General features: G+C 60.2%; 22 protein-coding genes and 2 pseudogenes. 12 read left to right on the top strand and 12 right to left on the bottom strand.

Translation table 11 applies throughout. From position 1 onward, the window contains the following. Nucleotides 1–43: 43 nt before the first annotated feature. Nucleotides 44–331 carry a SelT/SelW/SelH family protein gene (locus GQ39_RS17600; protein WP_047532104.1) on the top strand — a complete coding sequence of 96 codons (288 nt, stop codon included), beginning with the start codon at nucleotides 44–46 and terminating at the stop codon, nucleotides 329–331. Here the strand turns inward: GQ39_RS17600 and GQ39_RS17595 are convergent. Both GQ39_RS17595 and GQ39_RS17590 read right to left on the bottom strand, forming a co-directional pair. Beyond that, the gene (locus GQ39_RS17595) at nucleotides 325–1,218 is read right to left on the bottom strand and encodes a DMT family transporter (protein WP_047532102.1); all 894 of its coding nucleotides are present in this window, start codon (nucleotides 1,216–1,218) and stop codon (nucleotides 325–327) included. The two genes, GQ39_RS17600 and GQ39_RS17595, sit on opposite strands and share 7 nt — an antisense overlap. Nucleotides 1,219–1,291: 73 nt before the next feature. Next, nucleotides 1,292–2,053, bottom strand: coding sequence for a helix-turn-helix transcriptional regulator (locus tag GQ39_RS17590; RefSeq protein WP_047532101.1), 762 nt, complete (start codon nucleotides 2,051–2,053; stop codon nucleotides 1,292–1,294). Nucleotides 2,054–2,188: 135 nt separating this feature from the next. Here GQ39_RS17590 and GQ39_RS17585 point away from each other — a divergent pair, with 135 nt between their 5' ends. Next, nucleotides 2,189–3,004 carry a UDP-2,3-diacylglucosamine diphosphatase gene (locus tag GQ39_RS17585; protein WP_047532099.1) on the top strand — a complete coding sequence of 272 codons (816 nt, stop codon included), beginning with the start codon at nucleotides 2,189–2,191 and terminating at the stop codon, nucleotides 3,002–3,004. 136 nt (nucleotides 3,005–3,140) lie between these two features. Here the strand turns inward: GQ39_RS17585 and GQ39_RS17580 are convergent, their stop codons facing one another. Further along, entirely contained in the window at nucleotides 3,141–3,731 is a 591-nt protein-coding gene (locus tag GQ39_RS17580) for an HD domain-containing protein (protein WP_047532097.1), read from the bottom strand. Between the two features lie 18 nt (nucleotides 3,732–3,749). Beyond that, the gene (locus GQ39_RS17575) at nucleotides 3,750–4,061 is read right to left on the bottom strand and encodes a DUF962 domain-containing protein (protein ID WP_047532095.1); all 312 of its coding nucleotides are present in this window, start codon (nucleotides 4,059–4,061) and stop codon (nucleotides 3,750–3,752) included. A 161-nt stretch (nucleotides 4,062–4,222) separates the two neighbouring features. Here GQ39_RS17575 and GQ39_RS17570 point away from each other — a divergent pair, with 161 nt between their 5' ends. Beyond that, nucleotides 4,223–5,284 carry an AraC family transcriptional regulator gene (locus tag GQ39_RS17570; protein WP_081997935.1) on the top strand — a complete coding sequence of 354 codons (1,062 nt, stop codon included), beginning with the start codon at nucleotides 4,223–4,225 and terminating at the stop codon, nucleotides 5,282–5,284. On the opposite strand, the gene GQ39_RS17565 is transcribed toward GQ39_RS17570, so the two are convergent. Then, nucleotides 5,241–6,695: a TrkH family potassium uptake protein gene (locus GQ39_RS17565; protein ID WP_047532091.1), complete on the bottom strand. Its 1,455-nt coding sequence runs from the start codon at nucleotides 6,693–6,695 to the stop codon at nucleotides 5,241–5,243. The two genes, GQ39_RS17570 and GQ39_RS17565, sit on opposite strands and share 44 nt — an antisense overlap. Nucleotides 6,696–6,816: 121 nt before the next feature. On the opposite strand from GQ39_RS17565, the gene GQ39_RS17560 reads away from it, so the two are divergent. Continuing rightward, on the top strand, nucleotides 6,817–7,383 hold the full coding sequence (locus GQ39_RS17560) for an NAD(P)H nitroreductase (RefSeq protein ID WP_047532090.1): 567 nt from the start codon (nucleotides 6,817–6,819) through the stop codon (nucleotides 7,381–7,383). Nucleotides 7,384–7,404: 21 nt separating this feature from the next. On the opposite strand, the gene GQ39_RS17555 is transcribed toward GQ39_RS17560, so the two are convergent. From GQ39_RS17555 to GQ39_RS17530, 6 genes are all read right to left on the bottom strand, one after another. Next, nucleotides 7,405–8,748 carry a sensor histidine kinase gene (locus GQ39_RS17555; protein ID WP_047532089.1) on the bottom strand — a complete coding sequence of 448 codons (1,344 nt, stop codon included), beginning with the start codon at nucleotides 8,746–8,748 and terminating at the stop codon, nucleotides 7,405–7,407. Nucleotides 8,749–8,929: 181 nt separating this feature from the next. After that, complete coding sequence (locus GQ39_RS17550) at nucleotides 8,930–9,379, bottom strand: Spy/CpxP family protein refolding chaperone (RefSeq protein ID WP_047532087.1); 450 nt, start codon at nucleotides 9,377–9,379, stop codon at nucleotides 8,930–8,932. A 234-nt stretch (nucleotides 9,380–9,613) separates the two neighbouring features. Continuing rightward, complete coding sequence (locus GQ39_RS17545; protein ID WP_027922300.1) at nucleotides 9,614–10,291, bottom strand: response regulator transcription factor; 678 nt, start codon at nucleotides 10,289–10,291, stop codon at nucleotides 9,614–9,616. A 7-nt stretch (nucleotides 10,292–10,298) separates the two neighbouring features. Next, entirely contained in the window at nucleotides 10,299–10,706 is a 408-nt protein-coding gene (locus GQ39_RS17540; protein ID WP_047532086.1) for a translation initiation factor 2, read from the bottom strand. A 110-nt stretch (nucleotides 10,707–10,816) separates the two neighbouring features. Continuing rightward, entirely contained in the window at nucleotides 10,817–11,116 is a 300-nt protein-coding gene (locus GQ39_RS17535) for a YciI family protein (protein ID WP_047532085.1), read from the bottom strand. A gap of 1 nt (nucleotide 11,117) precedes the next feature. Then, a complete protein-coding gene (locus GQ39_RS17530; RefSeq protein WP_047532083.1) occupies nucleotides 11,118–11,714 on the bottom strand; it encodes a septation protein A in 597 nt (198 codons plus the stop codon). A gap of 87 nt (nucleotides 11,715–11,801) precedes the next feature. On the opposite strand from GQ39_RS17530, the gene GQ39_RS17525 reads away from it, so the two are divergent. The 8 genes and pseudogenes from GQ39_RS17525 to GQ39_RS33410 all read left to right on the top strand — a co-directional run. After that, nucleotides 11,802–12,665, top strand: a complete 864-nt coding sequence (locus tag GQ39_RS17525; protein WP_047532081.1) for a PHP domain-containing protein — start codon at nucleotides 11,802–11,804, stop codon at nucleotides 12,663–12,665. Nucleotides 12,666–12,678: 13 nt separating this feature from the next. Next, nucleotides 12,679–13,308, top strand: a complete 630-nt coding sequence (locus tag GQ39_RS17520; protein ID WP_047538990.1) for an L-threonylcarbamoyladenylate synthase — start codon at nucleotides 12,679–12,681, stop codon at nucleotides 13,306–13,308. Between the two features lie 60 nt (nucleotides 13,309–13,368). Next, on the top strand, nucleotides 13,369–14,127 hold the full coding sequence (locus GQ39_RS17515; RefSeq protein WP_174552501.1) for a segregation and condensation protein A: 759 nt from the start codon (nucleotides 13,369–13,371) through the stop codon (nucleotides 14,125–14,127). A gap of 11 nt (nucleotides 14,128–14,138) precedes the next feature. Beyond that, entirely contained in the window at nucleotides 14,139–15,128 is a 990-nt protein-coding gene (scpB, locus tag GQ39_RS17510; RefSeq protein WP_047532078.1) for an SMC-Scp complex subunit ScpB, read from the top strand. A 252-nt stretch (nucleotides 15,129–15,380) separates the two neighbouring features. Next, nucleotides 15,381–16,610, top strand: coding sequence for a 23S rRNA pseudouridine(2605) synthase RluB (rluB, locus tag GQ39_RS17505; RefSeq protein ID WP_047532076.1), 1,230 nt, complete (start codon nucleotides 15,381–15,383; stop codon nucleotides 16,608–16,610). Between the two features lie 884 nt (nucleotides 16,611–17,494). Beyond that, nucleotides 17,495–18,910 (top strand): amino acid permease, encoded by a 1,416-nt coding sequence (locus GQ39_RS17500; RefSeq protein WP_047532075.1) that lies wholly within the window; start codon nucleotides 17,495–17,497, stop codon nucleotides 18,908–18,910. 161 nt (nucleotides 18,911–19,071) lie between these two features. Then, a pseudogene (locus GQ39_RS17495) lies at nucleotides 19,072–19,269 on the top strand (hypothetical protein); the annotation flags it as partial. After that, nucleotides 19,229–19,672: pseudogene (locus GQ39_RS33410) on the top strand (FAD-binding protein); the annotation flags it as partial. The pseudogenes GQ39_RS17495 and GQ39_RS33410, both read left to right, overlap by 41 nt. A 96-nt stretch (nucleotides 19,673–19,768) precedes the next feature. Here GQ39_RS33410 and GQ39_RS31000 read toward each other — a convergent pair. Continuing rightward, nucleotides 19,769–22,516 (bottom strand): O-linked N-acetylglucosamine transferase family protein, encoded by a 2,748-nt coding sequence (locus GQ39_RS31000; RefSeq protein WP_052193610.1) that lies wholly within the window; start codon nucleotides 22,514–22,516, stop codon nucleotides 19,769–19,771. Nucleotides 22,517–22,783 lie beyond the last annotated feature (267 nt).

Below are 22,783 nucleotides of genomic sequence, written 5' to 3'. Positions count from 1 at the left end.
GCATTCAAACGTCAGTCTTTATGCCTCAGGGAACCTGTCTTTCATGGCCGCGAGCAAACCGGAAATCGTCATCACTTATTGCACCCAATGCCAGTGGTTGTTGCGCGCTGCCTGGCTGGCCCAGGAGCTTCTCAGCACGTTCGGCGACGATCTGGGTAAAGTGTCCCTGGTACCCGGCACGGGCGGCGTCTTTCACATTTCCTGCGACGAGGTGCAAATCTGGGAGCGCAAGGTTGACGGTGGGTTTCCCGAGGCCAAGATTCTGAAACAGCGGGTCCGTGATCAAATCGATCCGGACCGGGATCTCGGACACAACGATCGCACTCAGTGAGAGGCGGCCTCTGCGGCGACGGCTTTCTTGCTCGAACCGTTCGCAAGCCTGCTGGACACCACAATCGCGACGATGATCAACGCACCGCCCAGCAACATGCGCAGGGTCGGGTTTTCATCGAATAACAGCCAGGCCACGGTGATGCCGTAAACCGGCTCCAGGGCGAAGACCACGGCGGCGGTCCGGGCCTTGATCACGGCGAGGCTGGCGACGAACAGGCTATGGGCAACGCCGGTGCAGAACACCCCGAGCAGGCTGATCCACAGCCAGTCGATAGCACGCACCTCGCTCAATTGCGGCGCCGCCATCGGCAACAGGCACAGGGCGACCACAACGTTCTGATATAGCGCTGCCTGCACCGGCGGAATGCGGCCGGAACTGACGCGGTTGGTCAGCGACAGCAGGGCGAACAACAAACCGGATGCCACGGCCCAGAGCAGGCCCGTGGTAGCGCCGCTGGCCAGATCGAACGCTGGCGTCACCAGCACCAATCCGACGCTGACCAGTACGACCAACAGGATCTCATTGGCGCGAATGCGTTCGCGGAAAATCAGGCCTTCGAGGATGACGGTAAAGGCCGGGAAACTGGCAAAGCCGAGCGTTGCGATCGCCACGCCAGCCACTTTCACCGCAATGAAGAAACTCACCCAGTGCCCGGCCAGCAACAGGCCGCTGAGCAACAGTCGACGCCAGTCCACGGCTTCAAGTGTTTGCCAGCGGCTCTGGCGGGCGAATCGTGCAAAAAATGCCAGCGCCAGCACTGCGAATGCCGCGCGGCCGAAAACGATGATGGCCGGTGAGGCTGCGGCGAGTTTTCCGAATACGCCGGTCAGGCCAAACATCAGTGCACCGATATGCAGGGCCCCAAGGGCGGTACGGGGAGTCATTGCAGTCCTTGATAAACATCGTGAGCCGGACCATTTAACCGCACCCGCTACCGTCGTGTCTGTCGTCAGACTCTCACTGTTTGTCGCCAGCCTCGCGTCGCAGTTTGCCCGGTGATGTGCCGAACTCGCGCAGCACCGCGGCGGCGAATGCACTCTGGGAGCTGTAACCGACGCGACAGGCAATCTCGCCTATGGGCAGCATCGATTCGCGCAACAAGGTAACGGCCTTATGCAGGCGGCGACTGCGGATGTAATCCATCGGCGTCTGCCCGCATTCGGCAACGAACCGGGCATGCAGACGAGCACTGGAGAGGCCGGCCAGGCGTGCCAGATCGGCGACTTGCAGCGGGTAGGCGGCGTATTGGTCAATGTGCGCATTCAATGCAGCGTAGGGCAGGCGCCGAGTACCGACGCTGTCAGGTCTTGCGTTGTTCAGACTGGCCAGCAACAGCACCGCACCCTGTTGCGCAATCAGCGGATCCTCGACCGGGCTGTTGGCCAGCCAGGCGACCAGTTGGCTTTGCCCGGCATCCAGCGACAGCCGTCCAGCGTTGTCGAGCAAGCGTCGGCTGGATTCGGCATGATCGCCCAGGGACTGAGAGACCCATTGATCACCAGGCACGTCCAGTACCAGGCAACGGCTGCCATTGGCGCTGCCGCACGCATGGTGCGCGCCGGATGGCACCACGGCGAAACTCTGCTGAACCACCTGGCTGCCACGGCCGTCGATCTCGAAATCCAGCGCGCCCGACAGCCCGAACACCAATTGTGCGTGCTCATGGCTGTGGATGATCAGGTCGTGGCTGTACTGACGAAGGGTGAGGATCGGTCTCATCGCGGGGCTCCGGGGACTGGGCGGCAGTTTACACCGAGGCGGCTCGTTCGCGTTGTCACAAGACTGACTTGCCGCTGTCATGGGCTATTAATCCACCCGGCGCAAGCTGGCGAAAACCAGTCCTGAGGGTTGTCCATGACCAGCGCCGAGCTCGCCAAACCCAGCCGTAAGCAACGTGTGCGGACCCTATGGATTTCCGACGTGCATTTGGGCACGCGCGATTGCCAGGCCGAGCATCTGTCGCAGTTTCTCAAGGGTTACCACGCAGACAAGATCTATCTGGTGGGCGATATCATCGACGGCTGGAAACTGCGCGGCGGCATGTACTGGCCGCAGGCGCACACCAACGTGATCCGGCGCTTGCTGACCATGGCCAAGCGCGGTACCGAGGTGATCTACGTCACCGGCAACCATGACGAATTCCTGCGCCGCTATTCGAAGCTGATTCTGGGCAATATCCAGTTGGTGGACGAAGCGGTGCACGTGACCGCTGACGGCAGGCATTTGTTGGTGATTCACGGGGACCAGTTTGACGTAATCACTCGCTATCACCGCTGGCTGGCCTTTCTCGGCGACTCGGCCTACGAATTCACCCTGACCCTCAATCGTTGGCTCAACCATTGGCGTGCCCGTTATGGCTATGGCTACTGGTCGCTGTCGGCGTACCTCAAGCACAAGGTGAAAACCGCCGTCAGCTTCATCAGCGATTTTGAAGAAGCCATCGCCCATGAGTGTGTCAAACGCGAGCTGCATGGCGTGGTGTGCGGGCACATTCACCATGCCGAGATTCGCAAGGTCGGCGAGGTGGATTACCTCAATTGCGGGGACTGGGTGGAGTCGTGCACGGCGCTGATCGAGCATTGGGATGGCACGATCGAGTTGTATCGCCTGGCTGATGCCCAGGCGCGGGAGGCGCAGTTGAAGGCTTTGAAAGTCGCCGAGCCGGCGTGAACATTGCGCTGATTGTAGTGGCCTCATCGCGAGCAGGCTCGCTCCCACCATTTGATCGTTTTTTCCTGAAAGGACGCGGTCACCTGTGAGAGTGAGCTTGCTCGCGATGGACCGCGCAGCGATCCCCTAAGGCCTGTCAGGCGGGTGAGTATTCTTCCATCGCCGCCTTGTAGATCGAGTGCTTTGGCTGCGCAAACAGTCGCGCCATCATCGGTTCAAAGAAGCTCAGCGGCAGGGTGTCATATGCCGGATCAAACGCCGCCGCGTCGTACTTGGCGCAGAATTCGATGGTTGCCAGGTACTGCGGGTGATCGCTGAATTGCTCGCGCAGGTGCCGGTCCATGCCCAGGTGATGGAAAAAGTAGTAGCCCTGGAAAATTCCGTGTTTTTCCACCATCCACAAATTCTCGGCGCTGACGAACGGCTTGAGGATGGCGGCCGCGATGTCCGGGTGGTTGTAGGAGCCAAGGGTGTCGCCGATGTCATGGAGCAGGGCGCAGACCACGTACTCTTCATCGCGGCCGTCGCGCCAGGCGCGGGTGGCGGTTTGCAGGGAGTGGGTCAGGCGGTCCACTGGAAAGCCACCAAAATCACCCTCCAACAACTTCAGGTGCGCTGCGATTCGTGCCGGCAGTTGACGGGCGTAGGCACTGAAGTCCGCAGCAATGATCGCCCAGTCTTCCTGGGTGCCGTCCTTCATGTGGGTGAAACGGGCGTTTGCATTCATCGGCAATCCTCCTGTGTTCTAGAACGGCACGCGTCCCAGAATCATGTCGCGATACATGACGAAATCGCCGAGCAGGCTATAGAAGGGATGTTGGAAAGTTGCAGGGCGATTCCTTTCGAAGAAGAAATGTCCGACCCAGGCGAAGCTGTAACCGGCCACCGGCAAAGCCCACAACAGCATCCAGGTGCCCCGACCAATGGTCAGCGCCAGAATGAAAATGACCAGCGTCGTGCCGATGAAGTGCATTCGTCGGCAAGTGCTGTCGCTGTGCTCGCTGAGGTAATACGGGTAAAACTCAGCGAAGCTGTTGAATCGTTTGACGTTTTCCACGAATGCGATCTCTGTGCTTATTGTTCTGACTGCAAGTTGTTCTGCGGGTAGCCTATTTGAGTCTAGAGTGATCAATGGCATCGGCCAGTGACAATAGGCGCCACTTTAGTATCCTTCGGAAATTGGCCGTGACAGTGCGGCTCATCATGTAAGAACCCGACATGAGCGAACGAACGACTTCTGCAAGCTGGGCGATGGGGATTGTCAAAGCACTGGAAATGGACGGCCTGGATTGCCGGGTTCTGTTCAAACAGCTGGGGCTTGACTACGCGGCATTGGATGATCCGGATGCGCGCTTCCCGCAGGACTCCATGACACGACTCTGGCAACGCGCGGTTGAGCTGTCCGGCAACCCGGCGATTGGCCTGAACATGGGCAAGGTGGTACGACCCGCGCAGTTCCATGTGACCGGCTACGCCTTGATGTCCAGCCAGACCCTGGCCGAAGGTTTCAAGCGACTGGTGCGTTACCAGCGGATTATTGCTGAAAGCGCGGACCTGAGTTTCCGCCTGCTGGATGAGGGGTATGCGCTGATTCTGACGGTTCACGGCGATCATTTGCCGCCCACCCGTCAAAGCGCCGAAGCCTCACTGGCCTGCGCCCTGGCGCTGTGCGGCTGGCTGACCGGTCGCACGCTGCACCCGCGCAAGGTGCTGGTCCAGGGCGATCAACCGGCCAATCTCGAACCTTATAAACAGGCTTTCCATGCGCCGCTGGTGTTCAACGCACCTTACGATGCGCTGATTTTCGAGCGTTCGGACATGGAAGCGCCATTGCCGACGGCCAACGAGGCCATGGCGTTGCTGCATGACCGCTTTGCCGGCGAATACCTGGCACGGTTTTCCGAGGGGCGCGTGACCCACAAGGCGCGGCAGGTGCTATGCCGTTTGCTGCCACAGGGCGAACCCAAGCGCGACACCGTGGCGCAAACGCTGCACCTGTCGCAACGTACGTTGCAGCGACGCTTGCAGGAAGAGGGCACGAGTTTTCAAGCGTTGCTCGACGACACCCGGCGCGAATTGGCCGAGCAGTATCTGGCGCAACCGACCATGACCCTGCTGGAAATTGCCTACCTGCTGGGGTTCGCCGATCCGAGCAACTTCTTCCGCGCCTTCCGGCGCTGGTTCGATGCCACGCCCGGCGAATACCGGGCGCGATTGATGGAAGCGCCACCGACGGTCAGTGACGCCAGAACGCCGGAATGCACAGAACAAACACCGTAATGATCTCCAGTCGGCCCAAGAGCATGCCGAACGAGAGAATCCACTTGGCGGCGTCGGGCAGCGAGGCGAAGTTGCCGGCCGGGCCGATGGTTTCACCCAGGCCGGGGCCCACACCGGACACGGTGCTGGCGGCGCCGGTGAGCGCGGTCATCCAGTCTACCCCGAGCAGCGACAGCAACAGCGCGATCACGCAGATGGTGATGGCGAAGAAAAACGAAAAGGTCAGAATCGAACGCACGATCTCTTCATCGAGCCGGTGACCGTTGTACTTCTGCTTGATCACCGCGCGCGGATGAATCAACTGATTAAGGTTGGCCTTGAGCAGAATGTAGGCCACCTGGAAGCGGAAAATCTTGATCCCGCCAGCCGTCGAGCCGGAACAGCCGCCGACAAAGCCCAGATAGAAGAACAGCATCAGCGAGAAATTGCCCCAGAGGCTGTAGTCCCCCAGTGCGAAACCGGTGGTCGTCACCACTGACGTCACGTTCAGCGCCACATGCCGCAGCGCTTCCAGCCAATGCAGTTTGGTGGTCCACCAGTACCAGGTGCCGAGCACCAGCCAGGTCACCACCAACATGCCGAGCAAGCCTTGAACCTGTTGATCCTTGATCAGCGCCCGGCGGTTGCCGCGCAGGGTCGCCACGTACAGGGTGAACGGCAGGCTGCCGAGAATCATGATGACGATCGCCACCCAGTGCACCGCCGGTTGTGTCCATTTGGCCAGGGACTGGTCGGAGGTGGAGAAACCACCGGTGGAAATTGCCGACATCGCATGGTTGATCGCATCGAACAGGCTCATCCCGGCCCACCAGAACGCCAGGCTGCCGACAATGGTAATGCCGACGTAGGCCGCTACGATCAACCGCGCCACCATGTGCGAGCGGGGCATGACTTTTTCGGAACGGTCCGACGACTCGGTCTGAAACAGCCGCATGCCACCGATGCGTAGCAGTGGCAGAATCGCCACCGCCATGCCGATAAAGCCGATGCCGCCGATCCAGTGCAACAGCGAGCGCCACATCAGAATGCCGGGGGACATGGTGTCCAGGCCACTGAGTACCGTCGAGCCGGTGGCGGTGATGCCGGACATGCTTTCAAAAAACGAATCGGTGTAGCTGATGCGCTGGGTCAACAGAAACGGCAATGCGGCGAAGATGCACACCACCAGCCAACTGCTGACGGTCAGCAGGTACATGTCCCGTGGGCGCAGGTGAATGTGCTCGGGTCGTCCCGGAATGACCAGCGCCAGGCCGGCGACGAAGGTGATCATGCTGGCCCAGAGGAACGACGGCAGGTCATGGGTACGGTCGAAGATCACCAGCGTGGCCATGGGCACGACCATGGCGATGGCCAGGGTTATCAGGAAGATGCCGATGATGAAACCAATGATCCGTAAGGTCGGCAACGCCATGAGGTCCGCTCGGCTGAATGTGGGAAGGGCGCAATTCTACCTGCGGTGCAGGGCATGTAAACCGGCACTCCGGCGGTAGATACCGCTAGAATAGCTGCACCAATTTTTCAGGAGGTGGCCGATGCAGGCTCTCGACGTATTGCTCAACCGTGTTTCCGTCCCACGCCTGGTCGAGCCGGCTCCCACGCCAGAGCAGCGCGAGGCGCTGTTTGCCGCCGCCATGCGTGCACCCGATCACGGTCACTTGCAGCCGTGGCGTTTCTTGACTGTCGAAGGTGCTGCGCGCGAGCAAATGGGCGAATTGCTGGCCGAAGCCGCGAAGCTGCAGGATGGCGAAGCCAGCGAGGCGGCCATCGACAAGGCGCGCAACGGTCCGCTGCGGGCGCCACTGGTGGTCGTGGTGATTGCGCGCTTGCAGGATCACGTCAAATATCCCAAGTCCGAGCAACGGCTGGCGGCTGGCTGCGCGGCCCACGGGATTTTGCTGTCGGCCTATGCGCAGGGCATTGGCGCGGTGTGGCGTACGGGTGATCTGGCCTATTCGCCGCATGTGGCCAAGGGGTTGGGATTGGCCGAAGGCGAGGAGGTGATTGCGTTTCTGTACCTTGGCACGCCGCAGAAAGAACCGCGCGTTGCGGAGAAAGTTGATGTGGCCGAGTTCGTCAGCGCCTGGCCCGGTAAAGCCTGACGACCTCGATCATAAGTGGGTTCAGGGTTGGACCACTGCGCCTGGGACGAGTGGCAGTTCCAGACTGGCAATAAACCCGCCTTCCGGGTGATTGGCCAGCACCAGGCTGCCGCCATGTCTCTCCGCTGCCCGCCGTGCAATGGCCAATCCCAAACCGTGGCCTGCCGCAGTCTGCCCCGGCGCGCGGTAGAAGGGTTCACCGAGTTGATTCAAATGTTCGGCGTCAACGCCTGGCCCATGATCGCGCACGCTCACCACGATCCGATCTCCCTGACGCAATGCCAGCATTTCGATCGGTTGCCCGCTCACCGGATTGAAGCGCTGGGCATTGCGCAGCAGGTTGTCCACGGCGCGTTCGATCATGGTCGGCCAGCCTTTCAGGTTCAGTTGCGCCTCAGCCTCCAGCGTTACGCTTTGTTCCGGTGAGGCCATTTGCGCATCCCGTTGCAGCGTTGCGAGCAAGGCGTTGAGATCCACCTCCTCAGCGCTGGCGTTATCGGCATCGACCCGCGCCAGCACCAGAATTTCGCTGATCAGCGCTTCGAGTCGGTCGCATTCGCGCGTCAGGCGCGGCCAGAGCTTTTGCCGTTCTTCCGGTGACGCCCGTTCGGCCAAGGCCAGGGCAATGCGCAGCCGGGCGAGGGGAGAGCGCAGTTCGTGGGACACATCGCGCAGCAACTGCCGCTGGCTGCCGATCAGGCTTTGCAGGCGTGCCCCCATGCGGTTGAAATCAGTGGCCAGTACGCCAAACTCATCGCGGCGGTTGGCCAGTTTGACCAGGCTGTTTTGTTGGTAAGTGGTTTGCCCCAGATCATGCACCGCGCCGCGCAAACGGCTGAGCGGACGGGTAATGGAAAGGGTCACGAACAAGCTGAACAGGGTCAGCACCACCAAGGCGATCCCCAGTGCACTCAGCGGCCAGAGCAGGCTTTCGCGGTGCCAGGCATCCAGTTCCGGGTGTGGAATGCGATAGATCAGCAGGTAGGTGTCGCCGGTTTTTTCGCTGGTGTATTCCGCCGTCAGACGACGCCATGGCAGGCGCCGGTCATCATTGTTCTGGCGTGCTTCGAAGGCCGCCGCGCGACGTGGGAAGGTGCCGCGCACCACCGGGTCGCCGCTTTCGTTGAGCACCTGAACATCGATGTGATATTGGCGTTTGCGTTGTTCGAGAATGTCCTGAGCGGCGTCCTCGCCCTGGGTCTCATAGGTTTGAGTCCACTCCTCAGCCAGGGTGTTGAGGCCGGGATGACGACTGAGAATCCACGCGTCCTGATTGAGCATGTGCCCCAGCAGAATGGAGAGCCCGGCAACCAAAGCGATCGCCAGCCAGAAGCTGGCCAGAATACGCCAGAACAATGAGCGCACAGAAAATCCTCAAACAATCACGGAATCACCTGTAGGAGCGAGCCTGCTCGCGAAGAACGAATAGACAACACGTGCAACCTGATGCCGCGCCTTATCGTTGCCGTCCATCGCGAGCAGGCTCGCTCCTACAGTAAAAGCAGCAGACCCAATGGGGTGAGCCATTGGGTCCGGGGTTAACGCATTATTGCGCTTTTTGCGGTTGTTGCGCTTTCCAGGCCTTGAATTCGGCCCATTCTGCGCGGCGCTCAGCCTGTTGCTTCTGGATCTCGTCGAATTTCTTCTGTTGATCCGGTTTCAGCAGCGCGCGGACGTCGGCTTCGGCTTTCTTGTGGTTGGCGGCCATTTCGTCCTTCATGGCTTTCTGGTCGGCTGGCGAGAGTTTTTCCAGGTACTTGTCTACCAGTTGCTTACGCTCGTGCATTTGCTCGCCCATGATCTTGCGGATCTGATCGCGCTGTTCGCGGCTCAGGTCCAGTTGGCTGTATGGGCCTTTGCCGTGCATGCCGTGCATCTGACCGCCGTGGCGCGAACCGTCCATTGGCCCACCCATCGGGCCTGTGCCTTCAGGCATGGCCATGGCAACGGTCGGCAGGGCGGCGGCGAACATCAGAGCGATAAGAGTCTTGCGCATGGTGAATCTCCTTGTCTCATTCCCGGTACGTTCCGGATGAGTACAGATTACGGAGATCAAGGTCAGCGGCGGTCAGTGGAGCGTAAAGCTTGGGTAAAGATGGTTTTGCGCCGACCTGACATAACGTCATTTGGGGCGCCGGGCTGCGAAGCGGCCCCAACAGCGGGACTGCTGCGCAGTCAACGGGCGCAAGCTACCTCGCCACAGGTTGCAGTTGGCCAGCTCTTTCTCGGTTTACAGGCTGTAGTAGTAACCACGGCTGCGCAGCGCGACGATGCGCGGACGGCCATCGGGGTGCGGGCCGATCTTCTTGCGAAGGTTGCTGACGTGCATGTCCAGGCTGCGGTCGTACAGCGTCAGTTTGCGACCGAGGGCGATTTGCGCCAGTTCCTGTTTGTCCAGTGGCTCGCCGGGTTGCTTGAGCAAGGCTTCCAGCAAGCGGCTTTCGGAGACGGTGAGGGTGAATTCCTGTTCGTCGATGCTGACTACGCCGCGCACCGGGCTGAAGCACAGATCGCCCAGTTCCAGCTGGCTGGAAACGGCCGCCGGGTGGCTGCGGCGTAGCACCGCTCGCAGGCGGGCGGTCAGTTCCCGCGGGTCGCAGGGTTTGGCCAGGTAATCGTCGGCACCCAGTTCCAGGCCGAGGATGCGGTCCAAAGGTTCACCGCGGGCCGATAGCATCAGCACCGGCAAGTCGGGGTGATCGCTGCGCAGTTGCTTGAGCAGTTCCAGGCCGCTGCCATCCGGCAACATCACATCCAGCACGACGGCTGCCGGAGACGTTTCGGCCAGTGCACGACGGGCGCTCTGGCCATCGTGACAGGCTCGGACTTGAAAGCCTTCCTGGCTCAGCCAACTGCTCAGGAGCTCGCACAACTCCTGGTCATCATCAATAAGTAACAGCTCGCTCATGACTCACTCAATTTAGCCATTGTCGACGTTTTCGACTTGCACCACTGGCGAAGATACCGCAGAGCAGGGCCAATAGCGCAACTCCGGCGCCGATGACGAACCATTGTTGCTGATCGGTCAGCAAGCGCGGCAGCGGGCTGCTGGCCTGGGCCTCCTTGAGCTGCAGCTTCAAGCGCTGGTTCTCCTGACGCAATCGGGCCAGCACGGGGCTTTCGCCATCGGCATTTTGCAGTTGTTTGCTCAGTTCTTCCCGTTGCCGCTCGCTTTCCTTAAGACGCTGTTGCAACTCGGTGATCTGGCTGCCAGCGCTCAGTGACAGCGGCGTCGAACTACCGCCACTGGCGCTTTCTTCACCGTGGGCGGGGGCCACGATCGACAACGTGACCAACATCAGACACAACGGACCCTTGCGCATCACGACTCCTGATTCCAATACGAGTATTGGGAAGTTGTCGGCAGGCAAACGAGAATAATGAGCGATTGAGAGCGCGATGAACCGAGAAGGTTCATCGCGAGGGGGACGAATTACGGCAGGACTTGCTTGAACGGCTTGACCGAAACGTTGGCGTAGACGCCTGCGGCGATATACGGATCGGCGTCGGCCCAGGCCTGGGCAGCGCTCAGGGAGTCGAATTCGGCGACGATCAGACTGCCGGTGAAACCCGCCGCGCCCGGATCATTGCTGTCGACCGCCGGATGCGGGCCGGCCAATACGATGCGACCTTCGCCCTTGAGCGCTTGCAGACGCTCAAGGTGCGCTGGCCGGGCGGCCAGGCGAGCTTCCAGGGAGTTGGCGACGTCTGTGGCAATGATTGCGTAAAGCATGTCAGTCCTCGGTTTTTGGCGTGGTGGTATCGGCATCGTGCAAGTGGCGGGACAGGTAGATACCTTGACCGACCAGGAACAGCAAGGTCATTCCCAGGCTGCCGAAGACCTTGAAGTCGACCCAGTAGCTCTGGAAGGTGAACGCGACAAAGAGATTGGCGGCACCGCAAAACAGGAAGAACACGATCCAGGCGATGTTCAGGCGGGTCCAGACGGCATCAGGCAGGGTCAGCGCGTGGCCCATGATGCGTTTGATCAGCAACTGCTCACCGACGAAATGGCTGCCAATGAACGCAAGGGCGAACAGCCAGTTGACCACCGGGGCCTTCCATTTCAGGAAGGTCTCGCTGTGGAAAGCCAGGGTCAGGCTGCCGAAGACCAGGCAGGCGATCAGGGTCAGCCACTGGCTCTTCTCCAGCTTGCGCTGTTTGATGAACAGCGTGCCGTAGACCACCAGGGAACTGATGATGAGCATCGCGGTGGCGCTGTAGATGCCGCCTACAGTGACCTCGTGGCCGGCAATGTCGACGACCCTTGGATCAATCTTGAAGACGATGAAAAACAGCAGGAGGGGGATGAAATCGATGAATTGTTTCACAGTGGCAGCCAGAAGCAGGATGTGGCGGCATAATAACAAACATATGGGCGCGCGATAGCGCCAGCTGATTTGAGGTTACAAAGCCCCGTGAATGTTGATTTGCACTGCCATAGCACGGCCTCCGATGGCGCCCTGGCGCCTGCGGTTCTGGTTGCGCGTGCGTTCGAGAAAGGCGTGCGAGTCCTGGCCTTGACCGATCACGATACCCTCGAGGGCCTCGACGAGGCCCGCAACGCAGCGAACGCGCTGGGGATGCAACTGATCAACGGTGTCGAATTGTCCTGTACCTGGGGCGGTGCGACCATTCATGTATTGGGCTACGGTTTCGACGTCAATGCGGCGCCGTTGGTCGAGGCAATCGCCAAATTGCATGACGGTCGCTGGTTGCGATCCGAAGAAATCAGCCGAAAACTGGCGCTCAAAGGCATGCCGGGCGCGCTGGAAGGCGCACGGGAGATCCAGCAGGAATTGGGTGACAGCGGCAACGCGCCGGCCCGCCCGCACTTTGCCGACTGGATGGTGCGCGAAGGTTTCGTCAAGGATCGCGCCGAAGCGTTCCGCAAATGGCTGGGTGCCGGCAAGCTGGGCGACGTCAAGCTACATTGGCCGACCCTGGAAGATACCGTTGAAACGCTGCGCGCAGCCAAAGCCTGGGTCAGTCTGGCGCACCCTTGGCATTACGATTTCACGCGCAGTAAACGTCGCCGCCTGATTGCCGACTATATTCAAGCAGGGGGCCACGCGATTGAAGTGGTCAATGGCCATCAGCCCGCCGAGCAAGTGGGCAGCCTGGCCATTCTCGCCCGGGAGTTTGGTCTGCTGGTCAGCGCCGGCAGTGATTTTCATGGCCCTGGAGGCTGGTCCGAGATCGGTGAGTACCGCCCGGTTCCGGAGGATCTGCCACCACTGTGGTGTCGATTCAAACATGACCCAATTATTGCCGCCGTCTGAACAGGTAGAGAATGTGAGTCAATTTTTCCAGATTCATCCGGAAAACCCGCAAGCGCGCCTGATCAAGCAGGCGGTCGAAATCATCCGCAACGGCGGGGTGGTGATTTATCCCACAGACTCGTCCTACGCCATTGGTTGCCAGATCGGCGACAAAAATGCCGTGGAGCGCGTGCGCCGGTTGCGCGGACTGGATGACAAGCACAATTTCGCGCTGATTTGCAGCGACCTTTCGCAATTGGGACTGTTCGCCAAGATCGACACGGGCCTTTTCCGCTTGCTCAAGGCCCATCTACCGGGCCCGTACACCTTCATTCTCAACGCCACCCGTGAAGTGCCGCGCCTGCTGTTGCATCCGAAAAAACGCACCATCGGCCTGCGGGTGCCGAGCCATCCGATTGCCTTGGCGCTGCTCGAAGAGCTCGGCGAGCCGCTGATGAGCGTGACTCTGATCCTGCCCGGCGAAACCGACCCGATGACCGATCCCTATGAAATGCGCCAGGTGCTTGAGCATCAGGTTGACCTGATCATCGACGGCGGTTTCGGCGGGGTTAAGGCGTCCACCGTGATCAACCTCGCCGACGGCGAGCCGGAAGTGATCCGCATCGGTTGCGGCGATCCCACGCCGTTCATGGCCGAGGCCTAGATGTCTGCAGTAGAACCCGTCGACAGTCAGGCCGGAGCCCAGCAAGAGCTGCCCTTCGCCATGGTCTATGGCCAGGCGGTCATGGAAATGCCGCTGGACCTGTACATCCCGCCGGATGCACTCGAAGTCTTTCTCGAAGCCTTCGAAGGCCCCCTCGATCTGCTGCTGTACCTGATCCGTAAACAGAACATCAATATCCTCGACATCCCGGTGGCGGAAATCACCCGTCAGTACATGGGGTATGTCGAGTTGATGCAGTCGGTGCGCCTGGAGCTGGCTGCCGAGTACCTGGTGATGGCCGCGATGCTGGCCGAGATCAAGTCGCGGATGCTGCTGCCACGGGCCGAAACCGTCGAAGACGAGGAAGAAGACCCGCGCGCGGAGCTGATCCGCCGCTTGCAAGAGTACGAGCGCTTCAAGGCCGCTGCCGAAGGCATCGATGGTCTGAGTCGCGTCGGTCGCGATGTGCTGGTGCCCAAGCTCGACGCCCCGGAAGCCCGGGCGCGCAAGCTGCTGCCGGACGTGCGGCTGTCGGAACTGCTGCTGTCCATGGCCGAAGTGCTGCGTCGCGGCGACATGTTCGAAAGCCACCAGGTCAGCCGCGAGGCGCTGTCCACCCGCGAACGCATGAGCGATGTGCTGGAACGGCTCAAGGGCGGCGGGTTTGTGCCGTTCGTCGAGCTGTTCACCGCCGAGGAAGGACGTTTGGGGGTGGTGGTGACTTTTATGGCGATCCTCGAGCTGGTCAAGGAATCCTTGGTCGAGCTGGTGCAGAATGAGCCGTTCGCAGCGATCCACGTGCGAGCCCGAGCCGAATAACGAGTTGAATCATGAACCTGAGTGAACCCCGCGAGCTGGCACCTTTGCTCGAAGCCTTTCTGTTGGCCTCGGGAAAACCGCAATCCCTCGAGCGCCTGTTCGAACTCTTCGAAGAGGGCGAGCGGCCGGAGCCACCGGTTTTCAAGAAAGCGTTGACGATACTCGCCAAGTCCTGCGATGGCCGCGCCTTTGAACTGAAGGAGGTCGCGTCCGGGTATCGCCTGCAAATCCGCGAAAAGTTTTCGCCGTGGGTCGGCCGCTTGTGGGAGGAGCGCCCGCAGCGCTATTCCCGCGCCATGCTCGAGACCATCGCCCTGATCGCCTACCGCCAGCCGATCACCCGCGGCGAGATCGAGGACGTGCGGGGTGTGGCGGTCAACAGTCAGATCGTCAAAACGCTGATGGAACGCGAGTGGATTCGCATCGTCGGATACCGCGACGTGCCGGGCAAGCCGGCGATGTTCGCCACCACCAAGGCGTTTCTCGATCACTTCAACCTGAAAAACCTCGACGACCTGCCGCCGCTGGCCGAATTGCGCGAACTGGAGCCCGATCCGGTGCTCGATTTCGACGATGCGCCCGTACCGCCGGGCCTCCAGGAACTGGCGGATGCCAGTGCCGAGCCGGAAGAGCCCAAGGAAGAAACCAGTTTCCATACGCTGTTGCTGGAATTGGACAGCATGGAGGAGGGGATCAAGACCGATTTCGATGATTTGTTGCGTGATGGCGAGGTTTCCGTGACTGATCCGGAGTCCGCTGACGTTCAGCCGGACACCGAAGCCGTGCAGATCGAGCCGGAGCCTGACCTGGAAGTCGAGCCCGAACCAGACATCGAGCCGGAACAGGACGACGACATTCTCGGTGTCGCCGAAGCCCGGGAAAAACTGCTGGCGGCGGTTGCTGCCCTGGAACAGCCGAAACCTGAGCTTAGCGATGAAGAGGCCGAAGCCTTGGCTTTAGCCGAAGCCATCGAAGCTGAACGCCGCGAATTCGAAGACTGATCTTGACCCTGTAACCAGCCAATACCCCTGTGGGAGCGGGCAAGCCCGCTCCCACAGGGGGTATTGGTCAATCATCACAAAATCACCGGTCGGCGGAAAAGCCAATGAGCTGTGGCGGATCAACTAGTCTCTGATGCGCAAACGCCCTGATGAGCGTATGATTCTCGACCCTTCGGCGATCCCTTCGCCCAAGTACACAGATTTGCAACGTTCCAGGCCACGCCTGGACAGATCACACCGGGAGGTGCCCAGATGAGTATCAACGACCAGCAAGATGACCAGCCAATCGGCCCAGCAGGCGAAAAACTGCAGAAAGTCCTCGCCCGTATCGGCGTCGGCTCGCGCCGTGACGTGGAAGCCTGGATCAGCCACGGCCGCATCAAGGTCAACGGCAAAGACGCCACCCTTGGCCAGCGCGTCGACATGCACGACGCCATCACCATCGATGGCAAGGTGATCAAGCGCGAAGAAGCCGCCGAGTCGGTACGCCGCGTGATCATGTACAACAAACCCGACGGCGAAATCTGCACCCGTGTCGATCCGGAAGGGCGTCCGACCGTGTTCGACAAGCTGCCGCGTCCGAAAGAAGGGCGCTGGATCAACATCGGTCGCCTGGACATCAACACCACGGGGTTGCTGATGTTCACCACCGACGGTGAGCTGGCCAACCGCCTGATGCACCCGTCCTACGAGATGGATCGCGAATACGCCGTGCGTGTACGCGGCGAAGTCGATGACGAGATGATCGAGCGCCTGAAAGCGGGTGTCGTGCTCGAAGACGGCCCGGCGCGTTTCACCGATATCCAGCAGGCTCCGGGTGGAGAAGGTTTCAACCACTGGTACCACTGCGTGGTGATGGAAGGTCGCAATCGCGAAGTCCGTCGTCTGTGGGAATCCCAAGGGTTGGTGGTCAGCCGTCTGAAGCGCGTGCGTTTTGGTCCGGTGTTCCTCAACTCCGACCTGCCGATGGGCCGCTGGCGCGAAATGAGCCAGTACGAAGTCGACATTCTTAGTGCCGAAGTCGGCTTGACCCCGGTGGCCATGCCGCAACTGAACGCCAAAAGCAAAGACAAGCTTGAGCGTATGCAGCGCAAGTCGTCGCGTCCGATGGCCAAGACCGAGCGCGTACGTACCCTGCGTCCAGCCGCTGGCGCGCCTGCCGCACCGCGTGAAAGCCGCGAGCCGCAGATCGAAGGTGAGCGTCCGGGGCGCAAGCCTGTTGCACGCCAGGATGGCGAGCGCGGTCCACGCACTCCGCGTCCGGCCAATGGCCGCACCGAGCGTGGTGAAGGTCGCGGTGCTCCAGCCGGTCGCGGTACGCCGGTCGCCGATCGCCCAGTCGACACCAAGCGTCCGGCCAAGCCGGCGCCAAAGCGTCCGGGGATCAAGCTGGTCGAGGGTGACAAGCCTTCCGGCAAGCGTCGTGGCGCACCGGCCGGTTCCGGTCAGCGTCCGGGCTTTGGTCGTCGCAAGCCGGAGTGACGTAGTCACTGGCTGCAAGCTGTGAGCGACAAGTCAAAAACGCCAACCCTCGGGTTGGCGTTTTTTTTGCGCCTGGCTTCAGCGATGCGTTGTTTTTGGAGGCCTCTTCGCTGGCAAGCCTGCTCCCCCAGGGTTAACAACAGATGTACATGAAATTGGGCGGCGCCAGCGATCAATGTGGGAGCGGGCTGACCCGCGATGTCGTTAGCCGGGCCTGCGCCAGCTCCGGAATGGAAACCCGACGTTACGCCCTGTAACGATTTTTTGACGAATTCCGCCGATTACCCCCGTGCAATCCTCACTTCCCTGATGCTGTAAGAAAATTCTTCCACTTCGCGACCCTTTCAGTCTCGGCCGATGGCTCTAACCCGCTTGTCTCAACGCCTCATGCAGGGTGTCATGCGCGCCATGCCTGTCGTGCAGGTGCATAACAAAAAGGAGGCGCAATGAACGCCGCAATCCGTTTTCACCTCTCTGCGTGGGGCACTTTTTCTGCCGCCCCCGTCAATGGCCCGCAAAGGTCTGAGCCCTTTTTTACAGCCGCCCGAGCCATTCGGAGTGGACACAGGCAATCCCGGCAACCGACACGCTGACTCAGCGGTGTCTGGCGGCAGGGGGTTAGCGGTGTACAATGCGCCGCGTTTTACCTGTGACCTCCTGCGCATCTGCGCAAACCTCGAGGCTATCCGCCTTGTTCACTCCGCCGCGTCACGAGCGTGTCGGGTTCGATTTCGTCACAGATAAAAACAAACAGGTGACGCATGACCGTTGTAAATACGCTGAACTCCTGGTGCCTGCGCTGGGGTTTGATCGGTGCCGCTTAACGCCTTTCTTGAGCAGCAACGTCTACTGAACATCATCAAACCTTGCGTGAGACCCTTTTCATGAGTGGACAAAACTCGCATTCAGGCGAGCTGAAACGCGGCCTGAAAAATCGCCACATTCAACTGATTGCCCTCGGTGGCGCGATTGGTACCGGTTTGTTCCTCGGCTCGGCCGGGGTACTGAAATCCGCCGGCCCGTCGATGATCCTCGGCTATGCCATTTGCGGCTTCATTGCCTTCATGATCATGCGCCAACTGGGCGAAATGATCGTTGAAGAGCCGGTGGCCGGTTCCTTCAGTCACTTCGCACACAAGTACTGGGGCGGTTTCGCCGGCTTCCTGTCGGGCTGGAACTGCTGGATCCTGTACATTCTGGTGGGCATGTCGGAGCTGACCGCCGTCGGCAAATACATTCACTACTGGGCGCCGCACATCCCGAGCTGGGTCACGGCTGCTGGCTTCTTCGTGCTGATCAACCTGATCAACCTGGCCAACGTCAAAGTCTTTGGCGAGGCCGAGTTCTGGTTCGCGATCATCAAGGTCGTGGCGATCGTCGGCATGATTGGCCTGGGCAGCTACCTGCTGGTCAGCGGTCACGGCGGCCCGCAAGCCTCGGTGAGCAACCTGTGGTCCCACGGCGGCTTCTTCCCGAACGGCGTCAGCGGTCTGGTGATGGCCATGGCGATCATCATGTTCTCCTTCGGTGGCCTGGAAATGCTCGGCTTCACCGCAGCCGAAGCCGACAAGCCGAAAACCGTGATCCCCAAAGCCATCAACCAGGTGATCTACCGCATTCTGATTTTCTACATCGGTGCGCTGGTTATTCTGCTGTCGCTGACCCCGTGGGACAGCCTGCTGCAGACCCTGAACGCATCCGGCGACTCCTACAGCGGCAGTCCGTTCGTCCAGGTGTTCTCGATGCTGGGTAGCAACACCGCCGCGCACATCCTCAACTTCGTGGTCCTGACGGCGGCGTTGTCGGTGTACAACAGCGGCACCTACTGCAACAGCCGCATGTTGCTGGGCATGGCCGAGCAGGGCGACGCGCCGAAAGCGCTGGCGAAGATCGACAAGCGCGGTGTGCCGGTGCGTTCGATCCTGGCCTCGGCTGCCGTGACGCTGATCGCGGTGCTGCTGAACTACCTGATCCCGCAAAACGCGCTGGAACTGCTGATGTCACTGGTGGTGGCTACCCTGGTGATCAACTGGGCGATGATCAGCTTCTCGCACTTCAAGTTCCGCCAGCACATGAACAAGACCCGCCAGACGCCGCTGTTCAAGGCCCTGTGGTACCCGTACGGGAACTACATCTGCCTGGCGTTCGTGGCGTTCATCCTCGGCGTGATGCTGTTGATTCCGGGGATCCAGATCTCGGTGTATGCGATTCCGGTCTGGATCGTGTTCATGTGGGTCTGCTACGGCATCAAGAACAAGCGCAGTGCGCGACAGGCGCTGCAGGCTGCCAGCGCGAAGTAAGCGTAGAGCACAGAAACAACAAACCCGGCCATGTGCCGGGTTTTTTGTTCTTGATGTTCTGATTTCACGATTGCGCTGAAGTCTGGTTCCTACAAAGTCGAGTATCGTTTACTACAGTCATTTCGGAACTTTTAATAAACCTGACCCGCACCTTCAAACTGATGCAGGAGCTTAACCGTGAAGTGTATGAATACCTGGAAAACATCAGTGGTGTGCTAGTAATCGGCTTCAAAGAGTTCGGTAATGGCATGGATCGGGTGTTGAGACAAACCCTGGGCAGTCTGGACGCCGAGCTCGATAAAGCAGTCAAGAGCCTCGCTGGCGGGCACCAACCTGCTCAGCGTGGCCAAGAACGGTGAATTCGAGTTCTGGTTCGCCATCCTCATGGTCACGGCAATTCTTGGCTTCATCGGCCTGGGCTTCGCCGCGCTGATGGGCTGGCTGCCAAACCGTGAAGTCATCGGCCCCAACACCCTGATGGCCTAATACGGTGGCTTCGCGTCGAAGGGCTGGTCGGCCGTGGTCGGTGCCTTCGTCATCATGATGTTCAGCTTCATCGGCACCGAGGCGGTGACCTGTGGCATCACCTTCACGCTCGGCGGCTTGAAGACTAACAGCCTGGCTCAGGTGCTGAACGAGGAGGTTCGGCCTATTGCCTGGTTGTACGCCGCGGGTGAATTGGCGGGCAACGTCTATTACGTCAAATACGCCGGTGGCGCCGGGCTTACATCGGGGTCGATCATGGGCCGCATTGTGGGGGCCGAGCCGCGGCCCTGGCCAGCCATACCCCTTCGTGAAGGTGCATCGCCGAATAGCCGAGGCGCTACGCCTCGGCTTCACCCTTCTCGCCTGGGGCTATTATCGGCGTACCGCATAAAGTTCCATTTGGGCTTTGTACCGGTTTGGAATTGCGAAATCGACAACGGTGAAACCGCTGTCTTTCAAGAGCGCAATGAGTCGGTCGCGACTGAAGTTATGGAAATGCTCGATTTCCAGCCAGTAAGGGTTTGCATTTTCCGCATCCATGATTTTCCAGCTCGAAGAGGTCAAGTCAGGCAGGCTGATAACGATTACTCCGCCAGGGCGAAGCACTTGCGCTGCTTTTCGCAAGGCCTCGAGGGGGTAAGGCATGTGCTCAAGAACATCCATCATGGACAGGACATCGAGCACGACCTCGACTTGCAGTGTCATGAAATCATGTTGCAGTGCCTTGAAGCCCAGGTTCTGGATCTGGTTGACAGTTTCGGCGCGAGCATCCAGGCCCAATGCCGAAAACCCATAGTCTCCGGCCGTCATTACCAGCGCACCGTCGCCGCAACCCACGTCCAGCCAGACTGGCCGGTTGGCCGGACTCACGACTGCCTGGAAACCACCCAGCAACCCTGCGACCTTATCCACGACAGGCGACCAGATGGCGCGCTTGGAGTCATGGTAACCAGAGGATTGAGCGAGCTGACTGGCGTTCGCGTTGCGGAACACTTCGGCCAGGCCTGCTTCCGTCCAATAGTGACGGTTATGCACATGTCCGCACGAAGGGCATTGCATCCACTCGATGGTCGGCGGCAAAGGCTCATGCCAAAGAGGATGAGCCGTGCAATTGGCGTACCCTAACGTCGTGCTCGCGCCTTCGCACAGAGGGCAGGCCGGGTAGGGTTCCTGTAGCGGGAGTGCGCAGGTGTCCAGCGCTGGCTCAACGACGGGTTTGGGCTCGACTGGCCCGCCGTCCGGCACGTCGATATGTTCACCCTTCACGCCGATGCGATGCTGTCGGGTCATCAATTCGATGGCTGTTTCGAAATTGCGGGTAAAGCGCAGCGTATCGAACAGCGGTGTGGTCAAGCGATTGGCAGCGACCTTGTCACGCAGGGCCATCCGATAGTCAGCATCGGTACCGATGCGTTTACCGATACGCACCATGTCGTCATGGTCGGCACCCACCAGCTCCGGCAGCTCGATCGCGTTGAGCAGGCTTTCGCTGACGCGCGAGCAGAAGTGCTTCCCTCGGCTAGTGATCACGGGAACGCTGGCCCAGAGCGCATCCGATGTGGTGGTGTGCCCATTGCATACCAGCGTATCGAGGACGGCGTCCGCCAGTTGCAAGCGGGCCAGGTGATCCTGGGGCATGGCAAAAGGTGCGAAGATCAACCGTTGCGGATCGATGCCTGCGAGCTGTGCGTGATGGGTGAGGTTGGCGATGGCCGCGTCGCATTGGCCCAGCAACCAGAGCACACTGTCCGGCACTTCTGCCAGCACACGCAGCCAGACAGAAAAGCTGGTGCGGTCGATCTTGTACGACTGGTTGAAAGCGCCGAATACCACCTTATCGTCCGGGAGCCCGTTTGCCGCGCGAGTGGTCGGTGCGGCCGCGGCACCACGTTTACGGTCGTTGCACTGGTAGGAGTGCGGTAGGCGACAGAACGCCTCGGAGTAGTGCGGCGTGCTGCTGTCCGGCGTCACGAACCGGTCCGAAACGATGTAGTCGATATCGGTGTTCGCGGCACTGCCGGGATAGCCCAGGTACGCGACTTGAAGCGATGCAGGTCGGTAAGCCAGGATCCCTGGGCGGCTACCACCGGTGTAAAGTTTCAGATCGAACAGGATGTCCAGCTGATCGGCTGCGATCCGCTCGGCGGCCTGTTGGTCGCTCATGGCGTCAATAGCGACGTGATGCTCAACAGCATTGATGAAGCGTTGCCGGTATTCGGAAACATCGAAAGCGCTGTAGTCGTATGCAAATACTTCGAAGCGTTCACGGTCATGGGATTCGAGTAGGCCGGCCATCAAGTGCATGGTTGCATGGTTGCGGAAATCACAGGAGACGTAGCCGACACGAATGCGTTTGCCTGGGCGTGACGTTGCAACAGGTGTCGCGATGGGGGCGACCGCCGGCACCATGCGTTTGACATAGGTTTGCGTGACCCCGAGATTGCGTGCCTCGTCCGGGCACCACGTTAGGTGGGTCAGAGGGTACTCCTGCGGTAAATCGAACGCCGCCTGGTCGTACCAGGTGCCGATTTTCTGCTGCAGTGCTTCGATCCAGTCCCAATCACAGGTAAAGCGAGCCGGTACCAGGGCTGCGCCGATCACCGCTGGGTCTTCAGGCGCCAGCTGGAGAATCTTCTTGAAGGCGTTCGACGACTCTTCATAGCAGTCGTTGCTTTGTAGAAGCAATGCCGCATGGGTCAGCAGTCTGGGGTTGAGGCTGACCGTCAGCTGGAGGCGCGCGAATTCGATGCCCTCATGCTGGCGATTGGCGTTGAAACAGGTGGTTATCAGCGCGTCGAGCACCTCATCGTTGTCAGGTGCCTCCGCATGGGCCTTGAGCAGGCACTGCAACGCGTCGTCGGTAGTGCGCATGGCTGCCAGCAGTATGCCGGCCGCGAGCCAGTTGCGCGCGCCGGCGCCTTTTTCGGCCGCCAGCTTGAAAGCCTCCACTGCTTCGGCGAAGCGTCCGGAAAGGCGCAAGGCCTCGGCCCTTAGCCCGAGCAGGGCGGGGTTTTCCGGTAGCTGCTCCAGCAGTTGGCCAAGTTCGGTCAGTGCCTCGGTAGCATGGCCGCTATTGATCTGAGCGAGTAGCGCCTCAAGGCGCCCTTCCTGAATTGTCATAGAGGTAATTTTTTCAAAAAAATGATCGCAAGATCGCGACGGAGACATCCAGCGATGTCCGGTATTGAAAAAAAATAGGCAGGCCAAAGGTGTGCCTCAGTGGGCCTGACAGCGGCCCATCCTAAATGGGCACATCGGGATCCGTCCATAACCATGGGATGAAAGCAGGAACAGGGCAGGTGAATGCCCCATCCCTGCGTTTGCACAGCGCTCGATGCACCGTCGGTTGACCCTGGCGCACATCATTGGGTAATGCGTACCAGGGCC

Source organism: Pseudomonas sp. 11/12A, assembly GCF_000800055.1.
Lineage (GTDB): Bacteria > Pseudomonadota > Gammaproteobacteria > Pseudomonadales > Pseudomonadaceae > Aquipseudomonas > Aquipseudomonas mohnii.
Note: the sequence above shows the minus strand (reverse complement) of the source record. Positions and strands in the feature narration are given on the sequence as shown.